We start from the raw sequence: 18,028 nt of genomic DNA, 5'->3' as shown, positions 1-18,028 counted from the left end.
TCGCTTTTAATGTTGTCGCCATTGCCGCAACCGGCCGAAGCCGCTAGAGAGAACGGCAGAAAGAATTGCGCCTTTACGGCGTCTTGAAGGAATAAGACTGAGTGTCCGAAAAAGTCGATACCAAGCCGAACGCCCTCTGGGAAAATATCAAGGTCATCATTCAGGCGCTGATTTTGGCGATGGTGATTCGAACCGTGCTGTTCCAGCCCTTCACTATTCCGTCCGGTTCAATGATGCCGACGCTGCTCGTCGGCGATTATATCTTCGTCAATAAGTTCGCTTACGGCTATTCGAAGTATTCGCTGCCCTTCTCGCCTGATCTGTTTAGCGGCCGCATCTTGGGCTCCGATCCGAAGCGCGGCGATATCGTCGTCTTCCGCTTCCCGCCGAATCCCGATGTCGATTACATCAAGCGCTGCATCGGTCTGCCCGGCGACCATATTCAGGTCACTGACGGCGTTCTCTACGTCAATGGCAAGCCAGTTCCGAAGGTGGCGGATGGCAGTTTCACCTCGGACTACAAGCTCGATCCGGGCGAGGACGTGCCGGTATTCCGCGAGACGCTTGATAACGGCAAGACTTACGACACGCTCGACCAGTCGCCGGTGTCGCGCGGCGATAACACCCGCGAATTCATCGTGCCGGAAGGCCATTATTTCATGATGGGCGACAACCGCGACAACTCGCTCGACAGCCGCTTCGACGTCGGCTTCGTGCCGGCTGAAAATCTTGTCGGTCGCGCCAGCGTCATCTTCTTCTCGCTTGGCAACGACACGTCTTTCCGCGAAATCTGGAAGTGGCCGACCAACATGCGATGGGACCGCCTTTTCAAGGTCGTTGAATGAGCAAGGCGCAGACGCTTTCTGCGGCAGACCGCGCAAAGCTCGAAAGCCTGATCGGCCATGACTTCGCCGAAAAGGCACGCCTGGACCGCGCGCTGACCCATGCCAGCGCCCGGACTGAAAAGGGCGGCAATTACGAACGTTTGGAGTTTCTCGGCGACAGGGTGCTCGGGCTCTGCATCGCCGAGCTGCTGTTCCGCACCTTCGGCACGGCGGGGGAAGGCGAGCTCTCGGTTCGCCTCAACCAGCTCGTCAGTGCTGAAACCTGTGCCGCGGTCGCGGACGAACTCAATCTGCATCTCTATATCCGCACCGGCGCCGATGTGAAGAAATTGACCGGCAAGCGCATGATGAATGTGCGCGCCGATGTCGTCGAGAGCCTGATCGCCGCGATCTATCTCGATGGCGGTCTCGAAGTCGCCCGCCGGTTCATCCTGCGCTATTGGCAAGGCAGGGCGGTCAGGGCCGACGGCGCCAAGCGCGACGCCAAAACCGAGCTGCAGGAATGGTCACACGCGAAATTCGGCGTCACACCGATCTATCGGGTTGATGAACGTAGCGGACCGGACCATGATCCGCGCTTCAAGGTGACGGTGGAAGTTGCTGGCATAAAGCCGGAAACCGGCGTAGAGCGGTCGAAGCGTGCCGCCGAACAGGTTGCGGCGACCAAGATGCTCGAGCGTGAAGGCATTTGGCAGCAATCGCCTGCCGGAAACTGACGGGACAATGACTCAAGAAAAAGATATCGCGGCCGACGCTGCTGCACAAATCCATGGTCCGACGCATTCGGGCTTCGTCGCGCTGATCGGGCCGACCAATGCCGGCAAATCGACGTTGGTCAATCGTCTTGTCGGCGCCAAGGTCTCGATCGTCAGCCATAAGGTACAGACGACGCGGGCTATCGTGCGCGGCATTGCCATCCACGACAATGCCCAGATCGTCTTCATGGATACGCCCGGCATCTTCAAGCCGCGCCGCCGGCTCGACCGCGCCATGGTGACATCCGCCTGGGGCGGCGCCAAGGATGCAGACTTGATCATGCTGCTGATCGACAGCGAGCGCGGCCTGCGCGGTGATGCCGAAGCCATCCTTGAAGGCCTCAAGGAAGTCCAGCAGCCGAAGATCCTGGTGCTGAACAAGATCGACCGCGTCAACCGCGAGGATCTGCTGGCGCTGGCCGCGAGCGCCAACGAGAAGATTGCTTTCGAGCGCACCTTCATGATCTCGGCCGAAACCGGTTCCGGCTGCGACGACGTCATGGATTATCTGGCCACCACCTTGCCGGAGGGGCCGTGGTACTATCCGGAAGACCAGATCTCCGATCTTCCCATGCGCCAACTCGCCGCCGAGATTACCCGCGAGAAGCTGTTTCTGCGCCTGCACCAGGAGCTTCCATATTCCTCGCATGTCGAAACGGAAAAGTGGGAGGAGCGCAAGGACGGCTCGGTGCGGATCGAGCAGGTAATCTATGTCGAGCGTGACAGCCAGAAAAAGATCGCCCTCGGCAAAGGTGGCGAAACCATCAAGGCGATCTCGACTGCCTCTCGCAAGGAATTGTCGGAAATATTAGAGCAGCCGGTCCATCTCTTCCTCTTCGTCAAGGTTCGCGAAAACTGGGGTGATGACCCGGAGCGGTTCCGCGAAATGGGCCTCGAATTTCCTAAATAAGGATGGCAACGATTTTATCGGCTAGCCTCCAGTGCCTTGTTTCTTAGGAAAAAATTCGGTTCGTTGCGGAACGAATCCGAGCTTTGAGCATTTCCCCATCGACGGCGCGCCTGACGCGCCGTCGTTGCGCGACCGCAGGGCAGGCATGGCAACCTCGAAACGCATCCATTCCTTCAAGACTCCTTGCGAGCTATGTCCTTTGCGGCCCCTGCCGCATTTCAGGGAATTTAGCCAAGACGAGCTCGAATTCGTTTCGCGTTTTAAGCGCGGCGAACTTGCCGTCGATGCCGGTTCCACCATCCTCGTTGAGGGCGCCCACAGCGCTCATCTTTTCACCGTGCTGTCCGGTTGGGGCTTCCGCTACAAGATGCTGGAGGACGGTCGCCGCCAGATTCTGAATTACATCATGCCCGGTGACCCGATCGGTCTGCAGGGAACGATCGCCGGCGAAATGCAGCATTCCATCGAAGCGCTGTCACCCGTTTCGCTTTGCGTCTTCGAGCGTGACCGGCTGATGACGCTCTACAACAAACATGCGTCGCTCGCCTTCGACATCACCTGGATCGCCGCGCGCGAAGAGCGGATACTGGACGAGCATCTCCTGAGCATCGGCCGCCGCACCGCACTGGAAAGAGCGGCCTATCTCATCGCTTTCCTGTATGAGCGCGGCAGGAAGCTCGATCTCTTCGACGGCCGCAAATTCATCCCCATCACACAACAGCACATCGCCGACACTCTCGGTCTTTCCATCGTTCACACCAACAAGACCCTGAGAAAGCTTGGGGAACGCGGTCTGATCCGCTGGCAGGAACGCGGCTGCGAAGTTCAAAACGGTGAGGAATTGATGGCGATCGCCGGCTGGGAGGGGCTTGGAGAGGGCAAGCGTCCCTTCATTTAGCCGAAGGGCTATGTCTTTTTTAAATGCGGTTTAGCATTTGGGAAAATAAGGTCGGCCGTCATCTTTCCTCCGACTTTGATTCTTATCGACCGGGCAGAAAAATGGTTTACTCAGAACTGGTGGCGGAATTCACCGATAGCGTGCCATGCGGGGCACCGGAGGGCAATGATGTTGGCGAAAAGGCCGGGGCGCTGCGACAAGTGCCTGACGAGGGGCACGGAATCATGAATGCACTCCGTGTTTTGGTTCTCGAGGACAGTCTGATCATCGCAATGGAGGCGGAGGATATCTTGCGCCTGGCCGGTGTCGACAGCATCGATATTGTCGGCAGTCTCGATGAGGCAAGGGCTGCCATCGCTGCAGAAAAATATGATTTCGCCCTTCTCGACGTCAACCTCGGCGAGGGCATGAGTTTCGGATTTGCCCGCCATCTTCTTGATGCCGGTATTCCCTTCGGATTCGTCAGCGGCTATTCCGATATCCGTGACTTCCCGTGCGACCTTCAGCACATACCGCTGCTGGTGAAGCCTTTCGACGAAAAGGCGATGCGCGAATTCCTGCAGAGACTTCTGCCGGCTGCGGCATGACGCAGTCCGTGACGGAAGCGGGATCTGCTTGAGAGTGCCTGCGCGCAAGATGCTATCACTTTGAAACTGCGGGCAATCCTTCGGGAAATCGATTCCGGTTTCCCGACTTATGCGCTACGATAGGGTAATCGGCCGCAGGGACTTTTTATGCAGTGGCAGGACCATGCAATCATTCTGGGCGTCAAACGCCACGGCGAGACGAGCGTCATCGCCGAGGTGATGACGCGTGATCGCGGCCGTCACCTCGGTCTGGTGCGTTCCGGTCGCTCCCGCGCCATGCAGCCGGTGCTGCAGCCGGGCAACGCCGTCGAGGTCGTCTGGCGCGCCCGGCTTGACGAACATCTCGGCGAATTCCGCGTCGAGCCCGTGACGCTGCGCGCCGCCCGTCTGATGGAAACGGCGACAGCCGTCTACGGCGTCCAGGCGATGGGCGCTCTGCTGCGGCTGCTGCCGGAGCGAGACCCGCATCCGCACCTGTTCGACGCGCTGCAGGTGATCCTCGATCACCTGCATAACCCGGCTGATGCCGGCGAACTTTTCGTGCGTTTCGAGCTGGCGGTGCTGAACGATCTCGGCTTCGGCCTCGATCTTGCCGAATGCGCGGCGACCGGCGCCCGCTCCGATCTCGCCTATGTCTCGCCGAAATCCGGCCGCGCCGTCAGCCGCAGCGCCGGCGCGCCGTGGGCCGACAAGATGCTGATCCTGCCGCCCTTCCTCGGCGCCGAAGGCAATCATGCGGCGGACTTCGACAGCCTTGCAGCCGCGTTCCGTCTGACCGGGTTCTTCCTGCATCGCCATGTTTACGAGCCGCGCGGCATCGAGGCTGCGGCAGCCCGTGACGGTTTCGTCCAGGCCGCCCTCAGGGCGCTTGATCCAGCCTCGCGGACGCTTTCCGGTCCGAATGGCGTCTCCGCCTGACCTGGTTTTTTACTGCTGCAAAACATCCTCCGGATTTGGCGGTTTACCCGCCGATGGGCGGCACCTATCTCTTGACTGCCAATCAAGGAGGATCCCATGCTGACCAAGACCGCATCACCGACGACGATCACGCTCTGGAACGGTCGCGAAATCCCGCGCCTCGGCATGGGATGCTGGGCGATCGGCGGCCCTTTCTACGCTGGTGACACGCCGCTTGGCTGGGGCGAAGTCGACGACAATGAATCGGTCGAAGCGATTGATCGCGCCATCGCGCTCGGCATCCGCTTCTTCGACACCGCCTCGAACTACGGCGCTGGCCATTCGGAAGAGGTGCTCGGCCGGGCGATCGGCAATCGTGACGATATCGTCGTCGCCACCAAATTCGGCTTCGCGACCGATGCCGAGACGAAGCAGGCAATCGGCGCCTTCGCCGATGAGGCTTTCATTCGCCGCTCGGTCGAGACATCGCTGCTCCGTCTCAAGCGCGACCGCCTTGATCTGCTGCAGTTTCACATCAACGATTTTCCGCTGGAACAGTCGGATGCCGTCTTCGATACGTTGGAGGCCCTGCGCGCCGAAGGCAAGATCGACGCATTCGGCTGGAGCACCGATTATCCGGATCGCGCCGCCCGCCATGCCGGCCGCGCTGGCTTTGTCTCGGTCCAGCATACGATGAACGTCTTCGATCCGGTGCCGGAGATGATCGCGGTGATCGAAGGGAAGGGCCTGATCTCCATCAATCGCGGTCCGCTGGCCATGGGGCTCCTGACCGGCAAGTTCACCGCCGACAAGGCAGTGGGCGCCAAGGATGTCCGCGGCGCGGCACTTCCCTGGATGGTTTATTTCAAGGACGGGCGCATGGCTCCGGAATTTGCCGCAAGGCTCGATGCCGTCCGCGATCTCCTGACGTCAGGCGGCCGCACGCTGACGCAGGGGGCGCTCGCTTGGCTCCTCGCGAGGTCTCCGCGCACGTTCCCCATTCCGGGCTTCCGCACCGTCGCCCAGGTGGAGGAAAATGCCGGCGCGCTGGAAAAGGGACCGCTGTCAGCCGAGGTCATGGTCGCGATCGACGCCGCACTCGGGCGCGGGTAGGGGGCGGGCGCGACGCACGCCCCCTCATTCCTGTGACGAGCACGGGAATGAGGGGATGTCGCGACGTATACGGACGAAAGCGCCGTTCAAACAGCCCTTCCGCAATTCGGACCTACCCTCGCGCGCGAACCTTCAGTGCCCAGCCTTCCGGCCGCACTTCAATGATCTTGACGGTGTCACCGATCGTGATCCTTCCACTGTCACGCGGCGTGACGTTCCAGCCGAAGAGCGGCCCGGGCACACGCCGGTCAGCAGACATGCGGATACGGCCCATGGCTGGCATCGGGTTCGGCACCTCGCGCGAACCGGTCAACTGATCCTGCGTCGTCATGATGCAGCGGGAACAGGGCTTGACGAGATCGAAACGGATGCCGGCGATCTCGATCGCCGCCCAGCGGTCCTCCGGCCAGGCCTCGTCGATATCGATGACGATGTTCGGACGGAAACGTTCCATGCCGACCGCGCCTTCGCCATGAACGGCGAGATCGGCATTCAGCGCCTTCAACGAACCCGTCGTCGTCACCAGGATCTGGTAGCCGTCGGTAAAGGTGACGGGCGAGCCTTCGCCGGCCCATTCGGCGCTCGCCGTCCGTCGTGCCTGCCCATCGAAAAAAACCAGCCGCACCTCGCGTCCAAGCCATTCGGAAAGCCGGTGGTTGCTGTCGGGATCGGCGACGGCGGCGCTGACGGTCGATTTCCATACGGTCACATCCATGCGGGCTTCATGCCGAGGCAGAGGCACCGCTAGGTCAGACTTTCCCTGCATCAGCAGCCGAAAGGCGCCGGGTTCCGGGCGTACCGCGATGCGCGCGAGGTCCGGCAGTTCGCGCTGGGTGATGAAGTGACCCTGCGGGTCGGTGATCATCGCCCGCCGGTCGCCGGCAAGCCCCTCGGCGCCAATGTCGGCGGCGGGTAGCGCGATGGCGCGAGCGCTCTTGAGCGGGTAGATGAAGAGGTTGCTGATGCGCATGCTTTCTCCCTGAATCTCGTTCTCTAGATTTCATCCATGAACGCCGCGAGAAAATCGCGCAGGCTCTTGTCGCGCGCGGCCGCAATCCGGCGGCCGGTCTCGGTCTGGAATCCCTCCGCCAGTCTGAACAGCTTCGTCCGGAAGTGGTCAATGGCATAACGCTTGTCGTCGAGGGGACGGTTCGTAGCCGCAGGGTCGAACGGATCGTAGAGCCCTGACCCCATTCGTCCGCCGATATAAAAGCAGCGCGCGACGCCGACCATGCCGATCGCGTCCAGCCGGTCGGCATCCTGCAGGATCTTCGCCTCGAGCGTCTGCGGCGCCACCCCGGCGGAAAAACTGTGAGCGGTGATGGCGTGGGCCGCGGCTTCGATATCCGCTTCGCTCCAGCCGAGTTCGGAAAGGATCACCGAAGCCTTTTCCGCAGCCAAGGCCGACGCTTTTTCCCGCAAGGGCGAATTCTTCTCGACGGCGACGCAGTCGTGCAGCAGCACGGCGGCGGCAAGGATCCGCCCATCTCCGCCTTCTCCCGCATGGATGCGCATGGCGTTCCTGAAGACGCGCAGGATATGGGCAAGATCGTGTGAGCCGTCGTCGCCCTCGGCCGCGTGTGCGACCAGCGCCGCTGCGAGCGTTTCATGAGGGGAGAAGGCTTCGGCCTCGAACATTACGCCACCTCTTGTCGGAAGAAAAACGTCGAAGAGCGCCGGCCGAAAGCGAAGAGCTTCGCAGGAACCGACGCCGCTACGAAACCCGGGGATCTCGAAGTCGGTTTGTAGCGGCTTAACGTGCGAGTCGCAATCGAGGGAGGTCAGCGCTCGAGCGTCGGAAAAGCTGTCGCGCCGCTGCTCTTCGGCGGCAGTGAGAGAAGATGGGGCACGTCACGGACCGGGCGCGGCGGACTGATGTGATAGCCCTGGATCTCGTCGCATTCCTCGCATTCGAGCAGCGTCAGTTGGGCGGCCGTCTCGACGCCTTCGACGGTCACGCGCATGCCGAGCGCATCGCCGAGCAGGATGATCGCGCGCATGATCGCATGCGCTTCCTTGTTGTCGACGATATCGTTGACGAAGGATTTGTCGATCTTGATCTTGTCGAAGGGAAAGCTCGAGAGATAGCTCAGCGAGGAGTAGCCGGTGCCGAAATCGTCCATCGAGATGCGGATGCCGCGATCCTTCAGGGCATGCAGGATCGGCAGCACCTCGTTGAGGTTCTCCATCAGCACGCTCTCGGTGATTTCCAGTTCGAGCCGCGATGCCAAGAGCCCGGCCGCGGCAAGCGCTTCGCTGACGTCCTGCATCAGGTTGCCGCTGCGGAACTGGATCGCCGAAACATTGACTGCGACCTTGACGCTCTCCGGCCATTGGGCCGCATCCCTGCAGGCCCGCCGCAAAACCCAGCGGCCGATATCGACGACGAGGCCGACCTCCTCCGCAAGCGGAATGAAATCCATCGGCGGCACGCGGCCTCGGACCGGATGGTTCCAGCGGATCAATGCTTCGAAACCGCAGGTTCGCCGCTCGGCAAGATCGTAGAGCGGCTGGTAATGCAGTTCGAATTCCTCGTTATCGACGGCGGCTCGAAGATCTGCCTCCAGCGCGTGGCGCAACTGCATCTGCGCTTCCATTTCGCCGGTGAAGAAGCGCTCGCGCTTGCGTCCGTCCGCCTTGGCATGCGACAGCGCCACGCCGGCATTTTTCAGCAGGATATCGGTTTCCCCGCCGTTCTCGGGAGCGATCGCAATACCCATGGAGACGCTGAGCGTCACCTTTTTCTCGCCGTTCAGGAATGGCTCGGAAAGCGATCGGCGGATTTGGTCGGCCAGCGCCGTCACGTTTCTCGGCTGCTGCTTGCCCGTCTGCAGGATGGCGAACTCGTCCGAACCAAGGCGCGCCAGCATGTTTTCCGACCCGGCCGAGGCTCGGATCCGCTCCGCGACCTGCTGCAGGATCTTGTCGCCGACCGACACCCCGATCGTATTGTTGATCGATTTGAAACGGTCGAGATTGAGGTGGACGAGGGCGATCTGCTCGTGCGGCTTGCGCTCGCCGAGCGTCGCATCAACCAGCTCGCGGAAATGCATCCGATTGGGAAGTCCGGTCAGGGGATCGTGATGGGCGAGATAGGTGATGCGCTGGGCCGCCTTTCGATCCTCGGTGATATCGGCATGAATGGCAATGCTGCTGCCGTCGGAGAGGATGGTCACCACGCTTTGAATGATGCGGCCATCATGCATCAGCCATTCGCGCCGGCGGATGCTGCTGCTTCCCGCCTTGACGGGGGAAGGCCGTGCTGTCTGCCGGACGGGTTTGGATGCAGCGCTTTCGTTGCCGCGCATTTTGCCGATGAGTTCGTCGATCGTCGCGCCCGCGGCGACATCTTCCGGCGGCAGGCCGTAGAGCTGAGGGAAGCGGAGATTGTAAAGCGTCAGCCGCTGGCTGGCGTCAAAGACGCTGAGGCCGAGCGGCAGGTTGTTCAGGACGCTCTCGAAGAGTCTTTTCTGTCCGTCGAATGCCTGGCTGAGCGCCGACAGGTTCCCTCTCAGCGTCCGGTTTTCCTTTTGAAGGGTTTCTGCACTTCTCTCGATTGCATCATAGTCGCTTTCATGGCCGCGATAGGTTGCGATCACCAGCTCCATCAGACGTTGCGCATCGATCGATCCATCGGCCATGACGGCCTCGGTGCATTGCCGCCAGAAAAGCGCCTCGGCCTTCATGTGGAAGCGTCTTGGAGAACGGCAACGGCAAGAGCCGCCCGCGTCTGATGAACGTGCCTCAAAATTTCGGACATGAAAAACCTTCCTGAGAGAAACATCGAAATCAGTTCTTATGAATACGTATAATGGGTGACGCCGGATGATTACCTTGGAACGGCTGGATTAATATTCGGTTGCAGTGCAGCACTGGTGCACGCCGTCAGACGCTTGTTTCGATGCTGAAAATCGCCGAAAAACCGGGAGGGCTGCCGGCGGAGCGCGGGTCTGAGTGCACTCCGTTAATTTCCGTCAACCATTGTTAACGAGAAGTTAACAGCTTATTGACGCACTGCGCAAATCAGTTTAACCACCGAGTCAACAGTTATTTCCCACCCCGTATTGCGTAGAAACGCCACCGGCAAAAGGCGGTGAATGGAGGTTTGTGTGACCCGCACCACATCCGTTTCAGACACTTCATATGCGTATCTCGCGACGCTTTCGCGGCTTGATCTAAACGGCGACGGCGTGTTGAGCCGCGGCGAGCGTGCCGCCGATGAGAAGCCCGGCATCATCAAGGAACTCCTGGAGGAAGACATGGGCAGCGAGACTCAGCCCAAATTTTCCGGCAGCCTGATCGCGCTGATGATGGATACCCACGATAGCGGCACGACAAGCAGCATCGCCGTCCCCTATCCGCTGCAGCAGACCGCGTCGGAAACCGGCAGTCAATCCGACGATCTCTACCGCAAGACCTACGGCCAGTTCGATTTCGACGCCGTTGCCTGACACTGTCACAGCGCACGTGATCTAAAGCCGGCCCGTTGGCCGGCTTTTCTCTTTGGATGCTCCGCAGAGGAACACCTTTCGGGTTGATACGTTCAGAAGAACAACCGGAGGGAAGGAGATCTCCATGAAAGCCATGCGCTTCATCGCCGCCCTGAGCCTGCTGGCGGCTGCATTGCCGGCAAGCGCTCAGGACAAGCAGACGGCGGTCGCCAACTTCGTCGGCAAGGACGGCAAGGAAAATGGCCGCGCCCAGTTGACGGCCGCCGCCAATGGCGGCGTCCTGATCGAAGTGGAGATATCGGGGCTGCCGGCGAACAAATGGGTGGCCTTTCATGTTCATGAAACCGGCCGCTGCGACGCGGCGAGCCATTACGAATCGGCAGGTGGTCATTTCAACCCGGACTCGGCCGAACATGGCCTCCTTGCCGCCAAAGGGCCGCATGCCGGCGACATGCCCAATCAATATGTCGGACAGGACGGGGTGCTCAGAGCGCAGATCTTCGACGGCATGGTCACGCTCGATGGCAAGAAAGATGGCATTCGCGGCCGCGCATTGATGGTGCACGCCAATTCCGACGATTATCGCAGCCAGCCTTCCGGTGACGCCGGGGAAAGACTAGCCTGCGGCGTGGTCGAATAGGCCGACGAGCGCCCCTGCGCTGCAGCGTTTCACTGCCGTGTCGGCTTTTCCGTCGCCGTGCCGTTGGACCTTTTTCCTAGCGCGGAACTTCCACCGTCCCGCACAGCGGTCGGATCGCCCTTTTCATCGAAGGCAAGTTTTACCCGCTTCACCATGTCGCGGCTGACCTGCCACCAGTCACCGGTCTTTGCCCAGTAGCGCAGCGTTAGCGATATCGTGCTTTCACCAAGGCTGTCGATGAAAACGTGGGGTGCCGGTGACGCCAGCACTCTTGGGTTACCTTTGGCAATGCCCATCAACGTCTCCATCGCCAGATCGAGGTCATCCTCACGAGAAATGCTGATTTTCAGGTCGTTTTGCCGCGTAGGTTCACGACTGAAGTTGGTGATCGGCGTGTTCCATAGCGTCGAATTTGGCGCCAGCCGATAGAGCCCGTCGCCGGTTCTGAGTTCCGTGGCGAACAATCCGATCTCGCGCACCGTGCCGGCCACGCTGCTGGTTTCGATATATTCGCCGACGCGGAACGGCCTGAGAATCAGGAGCATGATGCCAGCCGCGATATTCTGCAGTGTCCCTTGCAGCGCCAGCCCGATCGCCAGGCCGGCTGCACCGAGGGCGGCGATGATCGAGGCGGTCTGGACGCCGAATTGGCCGAGAACGGTGATGAACACCAGGATCAACAGCGCATAGCGCACCACGTTGGTGAAGAAGCGCGCCAGGGTCTCGTCGATGCCATGGATGCGCGACAGGCCCTCATAGGCCCAGCGGCTGACAAAGCCGGCCAGCGTCCAGCCGATGACGAGCAGGATCAACGCCCCGAGGATCGAGAAGGAATATTGGACTGCAAGTGCGCTTGCCTGGCTGAGTGCCGTGCGGGTGGCGAGGAGGACGTCGGCTGCTTGTTGTTCCATGATCAGGCCTTGAGAATTGTGCATGGGTCGAGGCCAAGATGGAGCGGACGGCAGCAGCGTCAACTGCAGGCGTCGTCGCGGATCGTAAGCAGGAAGGGTGCGTTGCCATCGGCGTCGGCACCGCGGCCGATCGCCTTTACGGCCGCCACCAGCCGGCCGCCGCGGTCAAGCAATGTGTCGCCGATCTCGATCAGCCGGGCGTTCGGCGTCGCGAAAGGCGAGGCGGCGCGCAACCGACAGGCAAGTCCTTCCTCGTCCTGATCCGGCGCGATCGACAACGCTGCGATGAGTGCCGCGGCCGGCGATCGCGACACGCCCATCCAGCAATGGATGAGCAGCGGGGTCTCCTGCCGCCATGATGCGGCAAACTCGATGATCGCTTGCACATGCGTTTCGTCCGGCGCCACGAGACCGCCGGTGCCCTTGAACGCGATGTCGTTCATCGAAAGCGTCAGATGGCGGTCGGGGGCGATCACACCCGGCCGGTGAAAGGTCTGTTCTTTGGCGATCAGGCTGATCATGTCGCCCGCCTTGTGGCGCACCGCCATTTCGGCGATACGCGAGAGCGGCGAGACGACGATGAAGCTCACGATACCATCCCCCGCTCGGCCTCGATCGCCGCAAAGCGCTCGCAGAACAACCGCTGTGCTTCCAGCGCCGGCAAAGGTTCGATCATCAGCATCTCCTTGCTGATGCCGCGCGGCTGGCCGAAGAATTTCTGCGCCTCGGCGGGCGTGAAACCGGCAAGGACTGTTGCCTCGAAATAGGCGGCGATCGTGTCGGCCTTCTTGATCCGGTCCTTGAGATCGCCCGACGGATGCGGCGGCAGGCCGAAGCGCAGATGCACGGCGGCCTCCAGCCGCATTTCCACCGCCTTGTAGCCGCCGCCGACAACGGATTTGAACGGCGAGATCATGTCGCCGATCACATATTCGGGCGCGTCGTGGAGCAGCGCCATCAGACAGTCCTCCGGCCGCGCATTGTTGAAGCGGCGGAAAATATCTTCGACGACGAGGCTGTGCTGCGCCACCGAAAAGGCATGATCGCCTGATGTCTGGCCGTTCCAGCGTGCCACACGGGCGAGCCCATGGGCGATATCGATGAGTTCGACATCGAGCGGCGAGGGGTCGAGCAGATCGAGCCTGCGCCCGGACAGCATGCGTTGCCAGGCACGCGGAGCTTTGGCCGTCACGCGCTGGCCTCGTCGACGCTGGTGGGGAAGACAAGCCCGGACCATGGCGGCAGGGCGAGGGAAACCGGCGTTTGGCCGGCCAGCAGCGGCGTGCCTTCCGCCATCGCGGCACCGGCGCGGTCGATTCGCACGATCGCAAGCCCGCTGCCGCCCTCGACCGAACCGAGTGTCCCCACCGGCTTGCCGGCGGCCGTGATCTGCGTGCCCATTTGAGGCAAGGTCGTTGCGGCGGACACGGTGACAACGCGACGGCGCGCGGTGCCGCGGTGCTGCATGCGCGAGACAACCTCCTGGCCGACATAGCAGCCTTTCTTGAAGGAGAGGCCGTCATTCAGATCCATCAGCACGTCATGCGGGAAGGCATCCTGTAAGGCGAAGTCCGATCCTGAGGTGACGATACCATGGCGGATGCGCAGCGCGTGGTAGAGTGACGGCGCATCATCGCCATGCCTTCCTGCCCGGCGGCGCAGCGGGACACCCGCCTTGGCGAAGCGGCTGTCTCGAGCACCGCCGATGCTATCGGCATCCTCGCCCCAGCAAACGGTAATGCCATTCTCAGCGACGGTCGTAAGCGTAATGGCGGCCCGCAGCTTGTACATCGTCAGCCGCTTCGCCAGCGCTTCGCACTGGCCGGCATCCGTCTCGATCAGATAGCCGACGCCGTCCTGCCAGACCATGAAGTCGAACAGGATCTTGCCCTGCGGTGTCAGCAGTGCTCCGGGCCGCGCCTCGTCCGCGCCCAGGGAAATGACATCGGTGGTGATCAGGTTCTGTAGGAAGGACTGGGCGTCCGCGCCGCCGACGGAGAGCAGTGAGCGGTCTTTCAGGAATACGGCTGGCATGGCGGAACCTGTCGCGTTGGTCGTCGCTCAGAGGTATGACTTCGTAAAGCGGATCGCAAGGTCATGCGACATGCCGCGGGGCGGCGTCAGTCGCCCGCCGTGAAGAATTTCCACTTGCCGTCGGGCGTAATGCCGAGGCGGTAGAAATTATATCCGCCGAACTCCTGCATGTCGGAAAGATCGCCGGCGGTGACGATGCGCAGCAGCTCGACTCGCTCCGGCGGGGTCAGCGACTTCAGATCCTTCTCTGCAAAATAGGGCCAGACATACATGTCGTCGGCTGTGCCCTGGCCGACATGAACGAAACCGGTCGAGACGATGTCGAGCATGATGGCGAGAATTTCGTCTCCGTCGGGATCGCCGGAGAGATCTTTCAGCGTGCCGATCGGGTCGTCGCTCGCTTCGCCCACCGTCACCTGCGTCTGGTCTTTGCCAGTGCCCATCAGCGGCCGCAGCCGTTCGAGGTCGCCGGAGGCGGCGGCCTCGACGATCTGTTGCCGCATTTTTCGAACCGGCTCGGGCGCCTTATTGATGTCGTAAATCACCTCGACCGGCTTGGATGCGTCCTGGGCACCCGGCGTCTTGTCAACGCCCTGATTGTTCTGGCTGTTGACCAGCGGCTCCGCCATGGGAACGCTGGGAGTTGTGCCCTGGGTCTGGTTCTGCCCCTCAGCACTTCCCTGTGCGGGCGGCGCGTCGCTGGGGGCCTGGCCGGGGATCTTGTGGAGTTCGGAAAGCGCGTAGGCCGAGGGCGCAAGGAGGACGGTGCCGGCGGCAAAGCTCAGCGCAAGCAGCACCGGCGCGAGCCGAATTCGCGAAACTTTCTCTTTACCGATGCGCATCGAACTCTCTGATAGTAATTATTGCAGGGTGCGGTTGGCGGAAAATTCGCCGGCAAGCATACGGTCGCGCAGCGAATCGAGCAGAGCTTCGGCGCTGTTTTCCCCGTGCAATCGAATGGTTTCGCGCAGGGCATGCGCGATGGCGGCATCAGCAATGATCTCCGGTTCGATCCCGTCGGCCATGCCGTCGGCCCAAGCCTCGTTCTGGTACTCCAGAGCCGCCTGCATCTTTTCGTGGACGATCATGTCGTCGATGTCGTTGAGGCTTGCTTCCATTGTCTTTTCCTCAGAACTTCTCATGTCTTACTGCACCGTTAATAACACTAACAGCCTTTTCCCAAAACGACACGTCCGCATGCGAAAACAGGTTAATTAAACGTCAATTTCCAAAGCGCGAGGTAATTTCTGTGGCGAGTGTTGCACCTTCGTTACGGTAGCGCTCTTCTGCCACGATGGCCGCCGGGGTGCAATCCGTGTAGACGGACGCGAAGGTTCGGTAGCCGCGATTGAAGGCGGCGGTGAGCCTTTCCTTGCGCTGCGGTTCGTTGCCTGTCTCCGAATCGAGCAGTTGCTTCATGCCTTCCCGCCACTCATCCCCGCCCGGCGCCTTGCAAAGCGTTCTCAGATAATGCACCGAACCCAGCACTTCGGCGAGCCGCGCCAGCTTGTCGTCATAGGGCACGGTCGCGACCGGCGGCGCAATCTCCTCCTGCGCAGGCGCCGTATTCTTGCCCTGCGCCATGGCAGGGCCGGCAAGCACGAGCAGAGACAGGACAACGCGTCGAACGGGAATCATGCTTCCAGTTGATACGTTGAGCGTGACGGCAACAAGGCGCCCTTGAAAGTTTCCACTTCTATTCACCGCCCGCCAGCCGTTCCGCGCATTCGAGCACGCTTTGCGGCACAGGCAGCCGCCGGATCTCCTCCACGGTATACCAGCCAAGCGCCGCCGCATCGTCGGCGGCTTCCGCCACCATTTCCCGGTCGGAGTCGACGCAAAAGACTGACAGGAAGAAATGACTCCTAATGCTGCCATCCGGCCCATGCGTCTTGAGGTCATAAGTTGAAAACAGCCGCGGATTATGCGCCGAGATGCCGGTTTCCTCGCGGAACTCCCGCAGCGCCGTCTGCTCCGGCGTTTCGCCCGGCTCGGCGCGCCCGCCGGGAAAGGCATACATGTCGGCAGAGGGCGGGTTGCGTCGCAACACCAGAAGGAATCGCCCGTCGCGTTCGAGAATGGCGGAGGAGGCGGCTTTGGCGGTGGAGGTCATGGCTGCTCTTGCTGTGACGGCCTGTTCGATCTGACGGGCTGATGATTGCGGGTCGCGGCTGCGGGCCCTGCCCGATTTTCGTGTGGGATAGCGCCCGAGACAACCCCCAAAAATCTCCGCAGCGGTTCCTGAGATAACGATATCTGTGCAACAAGAAGTCAAAATATTCGAAAGGGCTTTGCGTGACCTATCTCATTTACGCCTTTGCCGCCGTTTTCGAGATCGCCGGCTGTTTCGCCTTCTGGGCGTGGCTGAAGCTTGAAAAGCCCATCTGGTGGCTGGCGCCGGGCATGATCTCGCTCGCGTTTTTCGCCTGGCTTCTGACGTTGGTGCCGAGCGATGCCGCCGGTCGAACCTTCGCAGCCTATGGCGGCATCTATGTTCTCGCCTCGCTCTTCTGGCTGTGGCTGATCGAAGGCCGCGTGCCCGATCGTTATGATATCGGCGGCGGACTGATCTGCCTCGCCGGAGCGAGCGTCATCCTCTTTGCGCCGCGAGCCTGAAACACGTCACGCAAAAGCATGCAGTACGCCTTGACCGGACTCGGGCCGGATGCAAAGACGGGCCGATGTGTGGACGTTTCGCCCTGACAAGTTCCAGCGCCGACCTGCGCAACTTCTTCTCCGGTCTCGATCTCGACGATTTTCCGGCGCGCTACAACATCGCCCCGACGCAGCCGATCCTCGTCGTCATCGCAGGCGAGGGCAGGGAGCGGGCCAGCAACCTGCCCGACCGGCGCGCCGTACTCGTGCGCTGGGGCTTCACGCCGGGCTGGGTCAAGGACCCGAAGGATTTCCCGCTGCTGATCAACGCGCGCGCCGAGACCGCGATCGGCAAGGCCTCCTTTCGGGCGGCGATGCGTCATCGACGCGTGCTTATTCCGGCCTCAGGTTTTTACGAATGGCAGCGCCCGTCAAAGGAGAGCGGCCGCAAGCCGCAGGCCTATTGGATCAGGCCGCGCCGGGGCGGGGTCATCGCCTTCGCGGGACTGATGGAGACATGGTCTTCGGCCGACGGTTCGGAGGTCGATACTGGTGCGATCCTCACGACGTCAGCCAATGCGGGCATCTCCGCGATCCACGATCGCATGCCTGTCGTCATAAAACCGGAGGACTTCTCGCGCTGGCTCGATTGCAAGACGCAGGAACCGCGCGAGGTGGTCGACCTGATGCAGCCTGCTCAGGCCGATTTTTTCGAGGCCATCCCGGTTTCCGACAAGGTCGACAAGGTTGCCAATATGGGGCCGGACCTGCAGGAGTTGATCGTCGTCGAAACACCGCTCGAGGCGCATGCGAAACAAGGGCCGGATCACGGCCAGCTCAGCTTTTTCTAAAAGCGGGACCGGCCGCTTCCGGCACGGCCGCTGTTCGGCTCACCCGCGATGCTTAAGGCAGGTCACGAGAGCCATGCCGCAGTCTTGGGATGACGCCATGCCGGATGGGCCAGAAACCGAACGTGAAGCGCGGATGACTGCTGTTCGAAGCTCGGCGCTTCAAGCGGATTTCTTGACGCTGTCCGGCTTGTTCTTTGCCATCAGCGATGCGGCGGCAACGGCCTTCAAGCCGACCGGGCGATAGTTGGCGGCGAGGTCTGGCTTGGCCGCCTGTTGTTCGCCGGTACTGCTCTTCTTCGAAGTCACGATACTCTCCTTGCGTGTTGCTTCCCTGGGTATTTTGTAATTTTGCTTTTCGTCGGAAATAGCGACAAAACGGCGGCGTCGCTTATCAGGATTTGTGAACGCCCACCATAATTCGCGAGGCTTAACTGAAGCCTACGTTGGTTAATACTTACTGAAGGTAGCGGTTCCAAAAAAACCGCAGAGCGGTTTTCCCCGGGAAGACGCGTGGGCGTATGTCCGGGAACAGGCGACAACA

Annotated in this window: 23 protein-coding genes; 11 read left to right on the top strand and 12 right to left on the bottom strand. The window is 61.3% G+C overall.

The window, feature by feature from the left end:
• The first annotated feature begins 101 nt into the window (after window positions 1–101).
• The 7 genes from lepB (at window position 102) to J7U39_RS12530 (ending at window position 6,005) form a co-directional block, all read left to right on the top strand.
• Complete coding sequence (gene lepB, locus J7U39_RS12560) at window positions 102–845, top strand: signal peptidase I (RefSeq protein WP_210628487.1); 744 nt, start codon at window positions 102–104, stop codon at window positions 843–845.
• Complete coding sequence (rnc, locus tag J7U39_RS12555) at window positions 842–1,561, top strand: ribonuclease III (protein ID WP_064706760.1); 720 nt, start codon at window positions 842–844, stop codon at window positions 1,559–1,561. The genes lepB and rnc overlap by 4 nt, the downstream gene beginning before the upstream one ends.
• 7 nt (window positions 1,562–1,568) lie before the next feature.
• Window positions 1,569–2,510, top strand: a complete 942-nt coding sequence (gene era, locus J7U39_RS12550; RefSeq protein ID WP_210628486.1) for a GTPase Era — start codon at window positions 1,569–1,571, stop codon at window positions 2,508–2,510.
• Window positions 2,511–2,655: 145 nt separating this feature from the next.
• Window positions 2,656–3,408, top strand: a complete 753-nt coding sequence (locus J7U39_RS12545; RefSeq protein WP_210628485.1) for a Crp/Fnr family transcriptional regulator — start codon at window positions 2,656–2,658, stop codon at window positions 3,406–3,408.
• A 101-nt stretch (window positions 3,409–3,509) separates the two neighbouring features.
• Window positions 3,510–3,995, top strand: a complete 486-nt coding sequence (locus tag J7U39_RS12540) for a hypothetical protein (RefSeq protein ID WP_210628484.1) — start codon at window positions 3,510–3,512, stop codon at window positions 3,993–3,995.
• 147 nt (window positions 3,996–4,142) lie between these two features.
• Entirely contained in the window at window positions 4,143–4,913 is a 771-nt protein-coding gene (gene recO, locus J7U39_RS12535) for a DNA repair protein RecO (RefSeq protein WP_210628483.1), read from the top strand.
• A gap of 96 nt (window positions 4,914–5,009) precedes the next feature.
• Window positions 5,010–6,005 carry an aldo/keto reductase gene (locus J7U39_RS12530; RefSeq protein WP_210628482.1) on the top strand — a complete coding sequence of 332 codons (996 nt, stop codon included), beginning with the start codon at window positions 5,010–5,012 and terminating at the stop codon, window positions 6,003–6,005.
• Between the two features lie 112 nt (window positions 6,006–6,117).
• Here the strand turns inward: J7U39_RS12530 and J7U39_RS12525 are convergent, their stop codons facing one another.
• The 3 genes from J7U39_RS12525 to J7U39_RS12515 all read right to left on the bottom strand — a co-directional run bounded on the left by J7U39_RS12525 (window position 6,118) and on the right by J7U39_RS12515 (window position 9,691).
• Window positions 6,118–6,975 carry an MOSC domain-containing protein gene (locus tag J7U39_RS12525; protein WP_210628481.1) on the bottom strand — a complete coding sequence of 286 codons (858 nt, stop codon included), beginning with the start codon at window positions 6,973–6,975 and terminating at the stop codon, window positions 6,118–6,120.
• Window positions 6,976–6,998: 23 nt separating this feature from the next.
• A complete protein-coding gene (locus J7U39_RS12520; protein WP_210628480.1) occupies window positions 6,999–7,643 on the bottom strand; it encodes an HD domain-containing protein in 645 nt (214 codons plus the stop codon).
• Window positions 7,644–7,786: 143 nt separating this feature from the next.
• Complete coding sequence (locus tag J7U39_RS12515) at window positions 7,787–9,691, bottom strand: EAL domain-containing protein (RefSeq protein ID WP_210628479.1); 1,905 nt, start codon at window positions 9,689–9,691, stop codon at window positions 7,787–7,789.
• 411 nt (window positions 9,692–10,102) lie between these two features.
• Here J7U39_RS12515 and J7U39_RS12510 point away from each other — a divergent pair, with 411 nt between their 5' ends.
• A complete protein-coding gene (locus J7U39_RS12510) occupies window positions 10,103–10,456 on the top strand; it encodes a hypothetical protein (RefSeq protein ID WP_210628478.1) in 354 nt (117 codons plus the stop codon).
• A gap of 124 nt (window positions 10,457–10,580) precedes the next feature.
• Window positions 10,581–11,096: a superoxide dismutase family protein gene (locus J7U39_RS12505; protein WP_210628477.1), complete on the top strand. Its 516-nt coding sequence runs from the start codon at window positions 10,581–10,583 to the stop codon at window positions 11,094–11,096.
• A gap of 29 nt (window positions 11,097–11,125) precedes the next feature.
• Here the strand turns inward: J7U39_RS12505 and J7U39_RS12500 are convergent, their stop codons facing one another.
• The 8 genes from J7U39_RS12500 to J7U39_RS12465 form a co-directional block, all read right to left on the bottom strand.
• Complete coding sequence (locus J7U39_RS12500) at window positions 11,126–12,007, bottom strand: mechanosensitive ion channel domain-containing protein (protein WP_210628476.1); 882 nt, start codon at window positions 12,005–12,007, stop codon at window positions 11,126–11,128.
• Between the two features lie 59 nt (window positions 12,008–12,066).
• A complete protein-coding gene (locus tag J7U39_RS12495) occupies window positions 12,067–12,597 on the bottom strand; it encodes a tyrosine phosphatase family protein (protein WP_210628475.1) in 531 nt (176 codons plus the stop codon).
• Window positions 12,594–13,166: an HD family hydrolase gene (locus J7U39_RS12490; RefSeq protein ID WP_210631660.1), complete on the bottom strand. Its 573-nt coding sequence runs from the start codon at window positions 13,164–13,166 to the stop codon at window positions 12,594–12,596. The genes J7U39_RS12495 and J7U39_RS12490 overlap by 4 nt, the downstream gene beginning before the upstream one ends.
• 29 nt (window positions 13,167–13,195) lie before the next feature.
• Window positions 13,196–14,041 carry a folate-binding protein YgfZ gene (locus tag J7U39_RS12485; RefSeq protein WP_210628474.1) on the bottom strand — a complete coding sequence of 282 codons (846 nt, stop codon included), beginning with the start codon at window positions 14,039–14,041 and terminating at the stop codon, window positions 13,196–13,198.
• 86 nt (window positions 14,042–14,127) lie between these two features.
• Window positions 14,128–14,883 (bottom strand): hypothetical protein, encoded by a 756-nt coding sequence (locus tag J7U39_RS12480; RefSeq protein ID WP_210628473.1) that lies wholly within the window; start codon window positions 14,881–14,883, stop codon window positions 14,128–14,130.
• A gap of 18 nt (window positions 14,884–14,901) precedes the next feature.
• Window positions 14,902–15,159, bottom strand: a complete 258-nt coding sequence (locus J7U39_RS12475) for a hypothetical protein (protein ID WP_020920882.1) — start codon at window positions 15,157–15,159, stop codon at window positions 14,902–14,904.
• A gap of 103 nt (window positions 15,160–15,262) precedes the next feature.
• Complete coding sequence (locus J7U39_RS12470) at window positions 15,263–15,679, bottom strand: TIGR02301 family protein (RefSeq protein WP_210628472.1); 417 nt, start codon at window positions 15,677–15,679, stop codon at window positions 15,263–15,265.
• A gap of 58 nt (window positions 15,680–15,737) precedes the next feature.
• Window positions 15,738–16,154, bottom strand: coding sequence for an NUDIX domain-containing protein (locus J7U39_RS12465; protein WP_210628471.1), 417 nt, complete (start codon window positions 16,152–16,154; stop codon window positions 15,738–15,740).
• A 182-nt stretch (window positions 16,155–16,336) separates the two neighbouring features.
• On the opposite strand from J7U39_RS12465, the gene J7U39_RS12460 reads away from it, so the two are divergent.
• On the top strand, window positions 16,337–16,657 hold the full coding sequence (locus tag J7U39_RS12460) for a YnfA family protein (protein ID WP_210628470.1): 321 nt from the start codon (window positions 16,337–16,339) through the stop codon (window positions 16,655–16,657).
• 65 nt (window positions 16,658–16,722) lie between these two features.
• Window positions 16,723–17,487, top strand: coding sequence for an SOS response-associated peptidase (locus tag J7U39_RS12455; protein ID WP_210628469.1), 765 nt, complete (start codon window positions 16,723–16,725; stop codon window positions 17,485–17,487).
• 159 nt (window positions 17,488–17,646) lie between these two features.
• Here the strand turns inward: J7U39_RS12455 and J7U39_RS12450 are convergent, their stop codons facing one another.
• Window positions 17,647–17,793: a hypothetical protein gene (locus J7U39_RS12450; RefSeq protein ID WP_164517774.1), complete on the bottom strand. Its 147-nt coding sequence runs from the start codon at window positions 17,791–17,793 to the stop codon at window positions 17,647–17,649.
• Window positions 17,794–18,028: the final 235 nt, after the last annotated feature.

This window comes from Rhizobium sp. NLR16a, from assembly GCF_017948245.1.
Taxonomy (GTDB): Bacteria; Pseudomonadota; Alphaproteobacteria; order Rhizobiales; family Rhizobiaceae; genus Rhizobium.
Note: the sequence above shows the minus strand (reverse complement) of the source record. Positions and strands in the feature narration are given on the sequence as shown.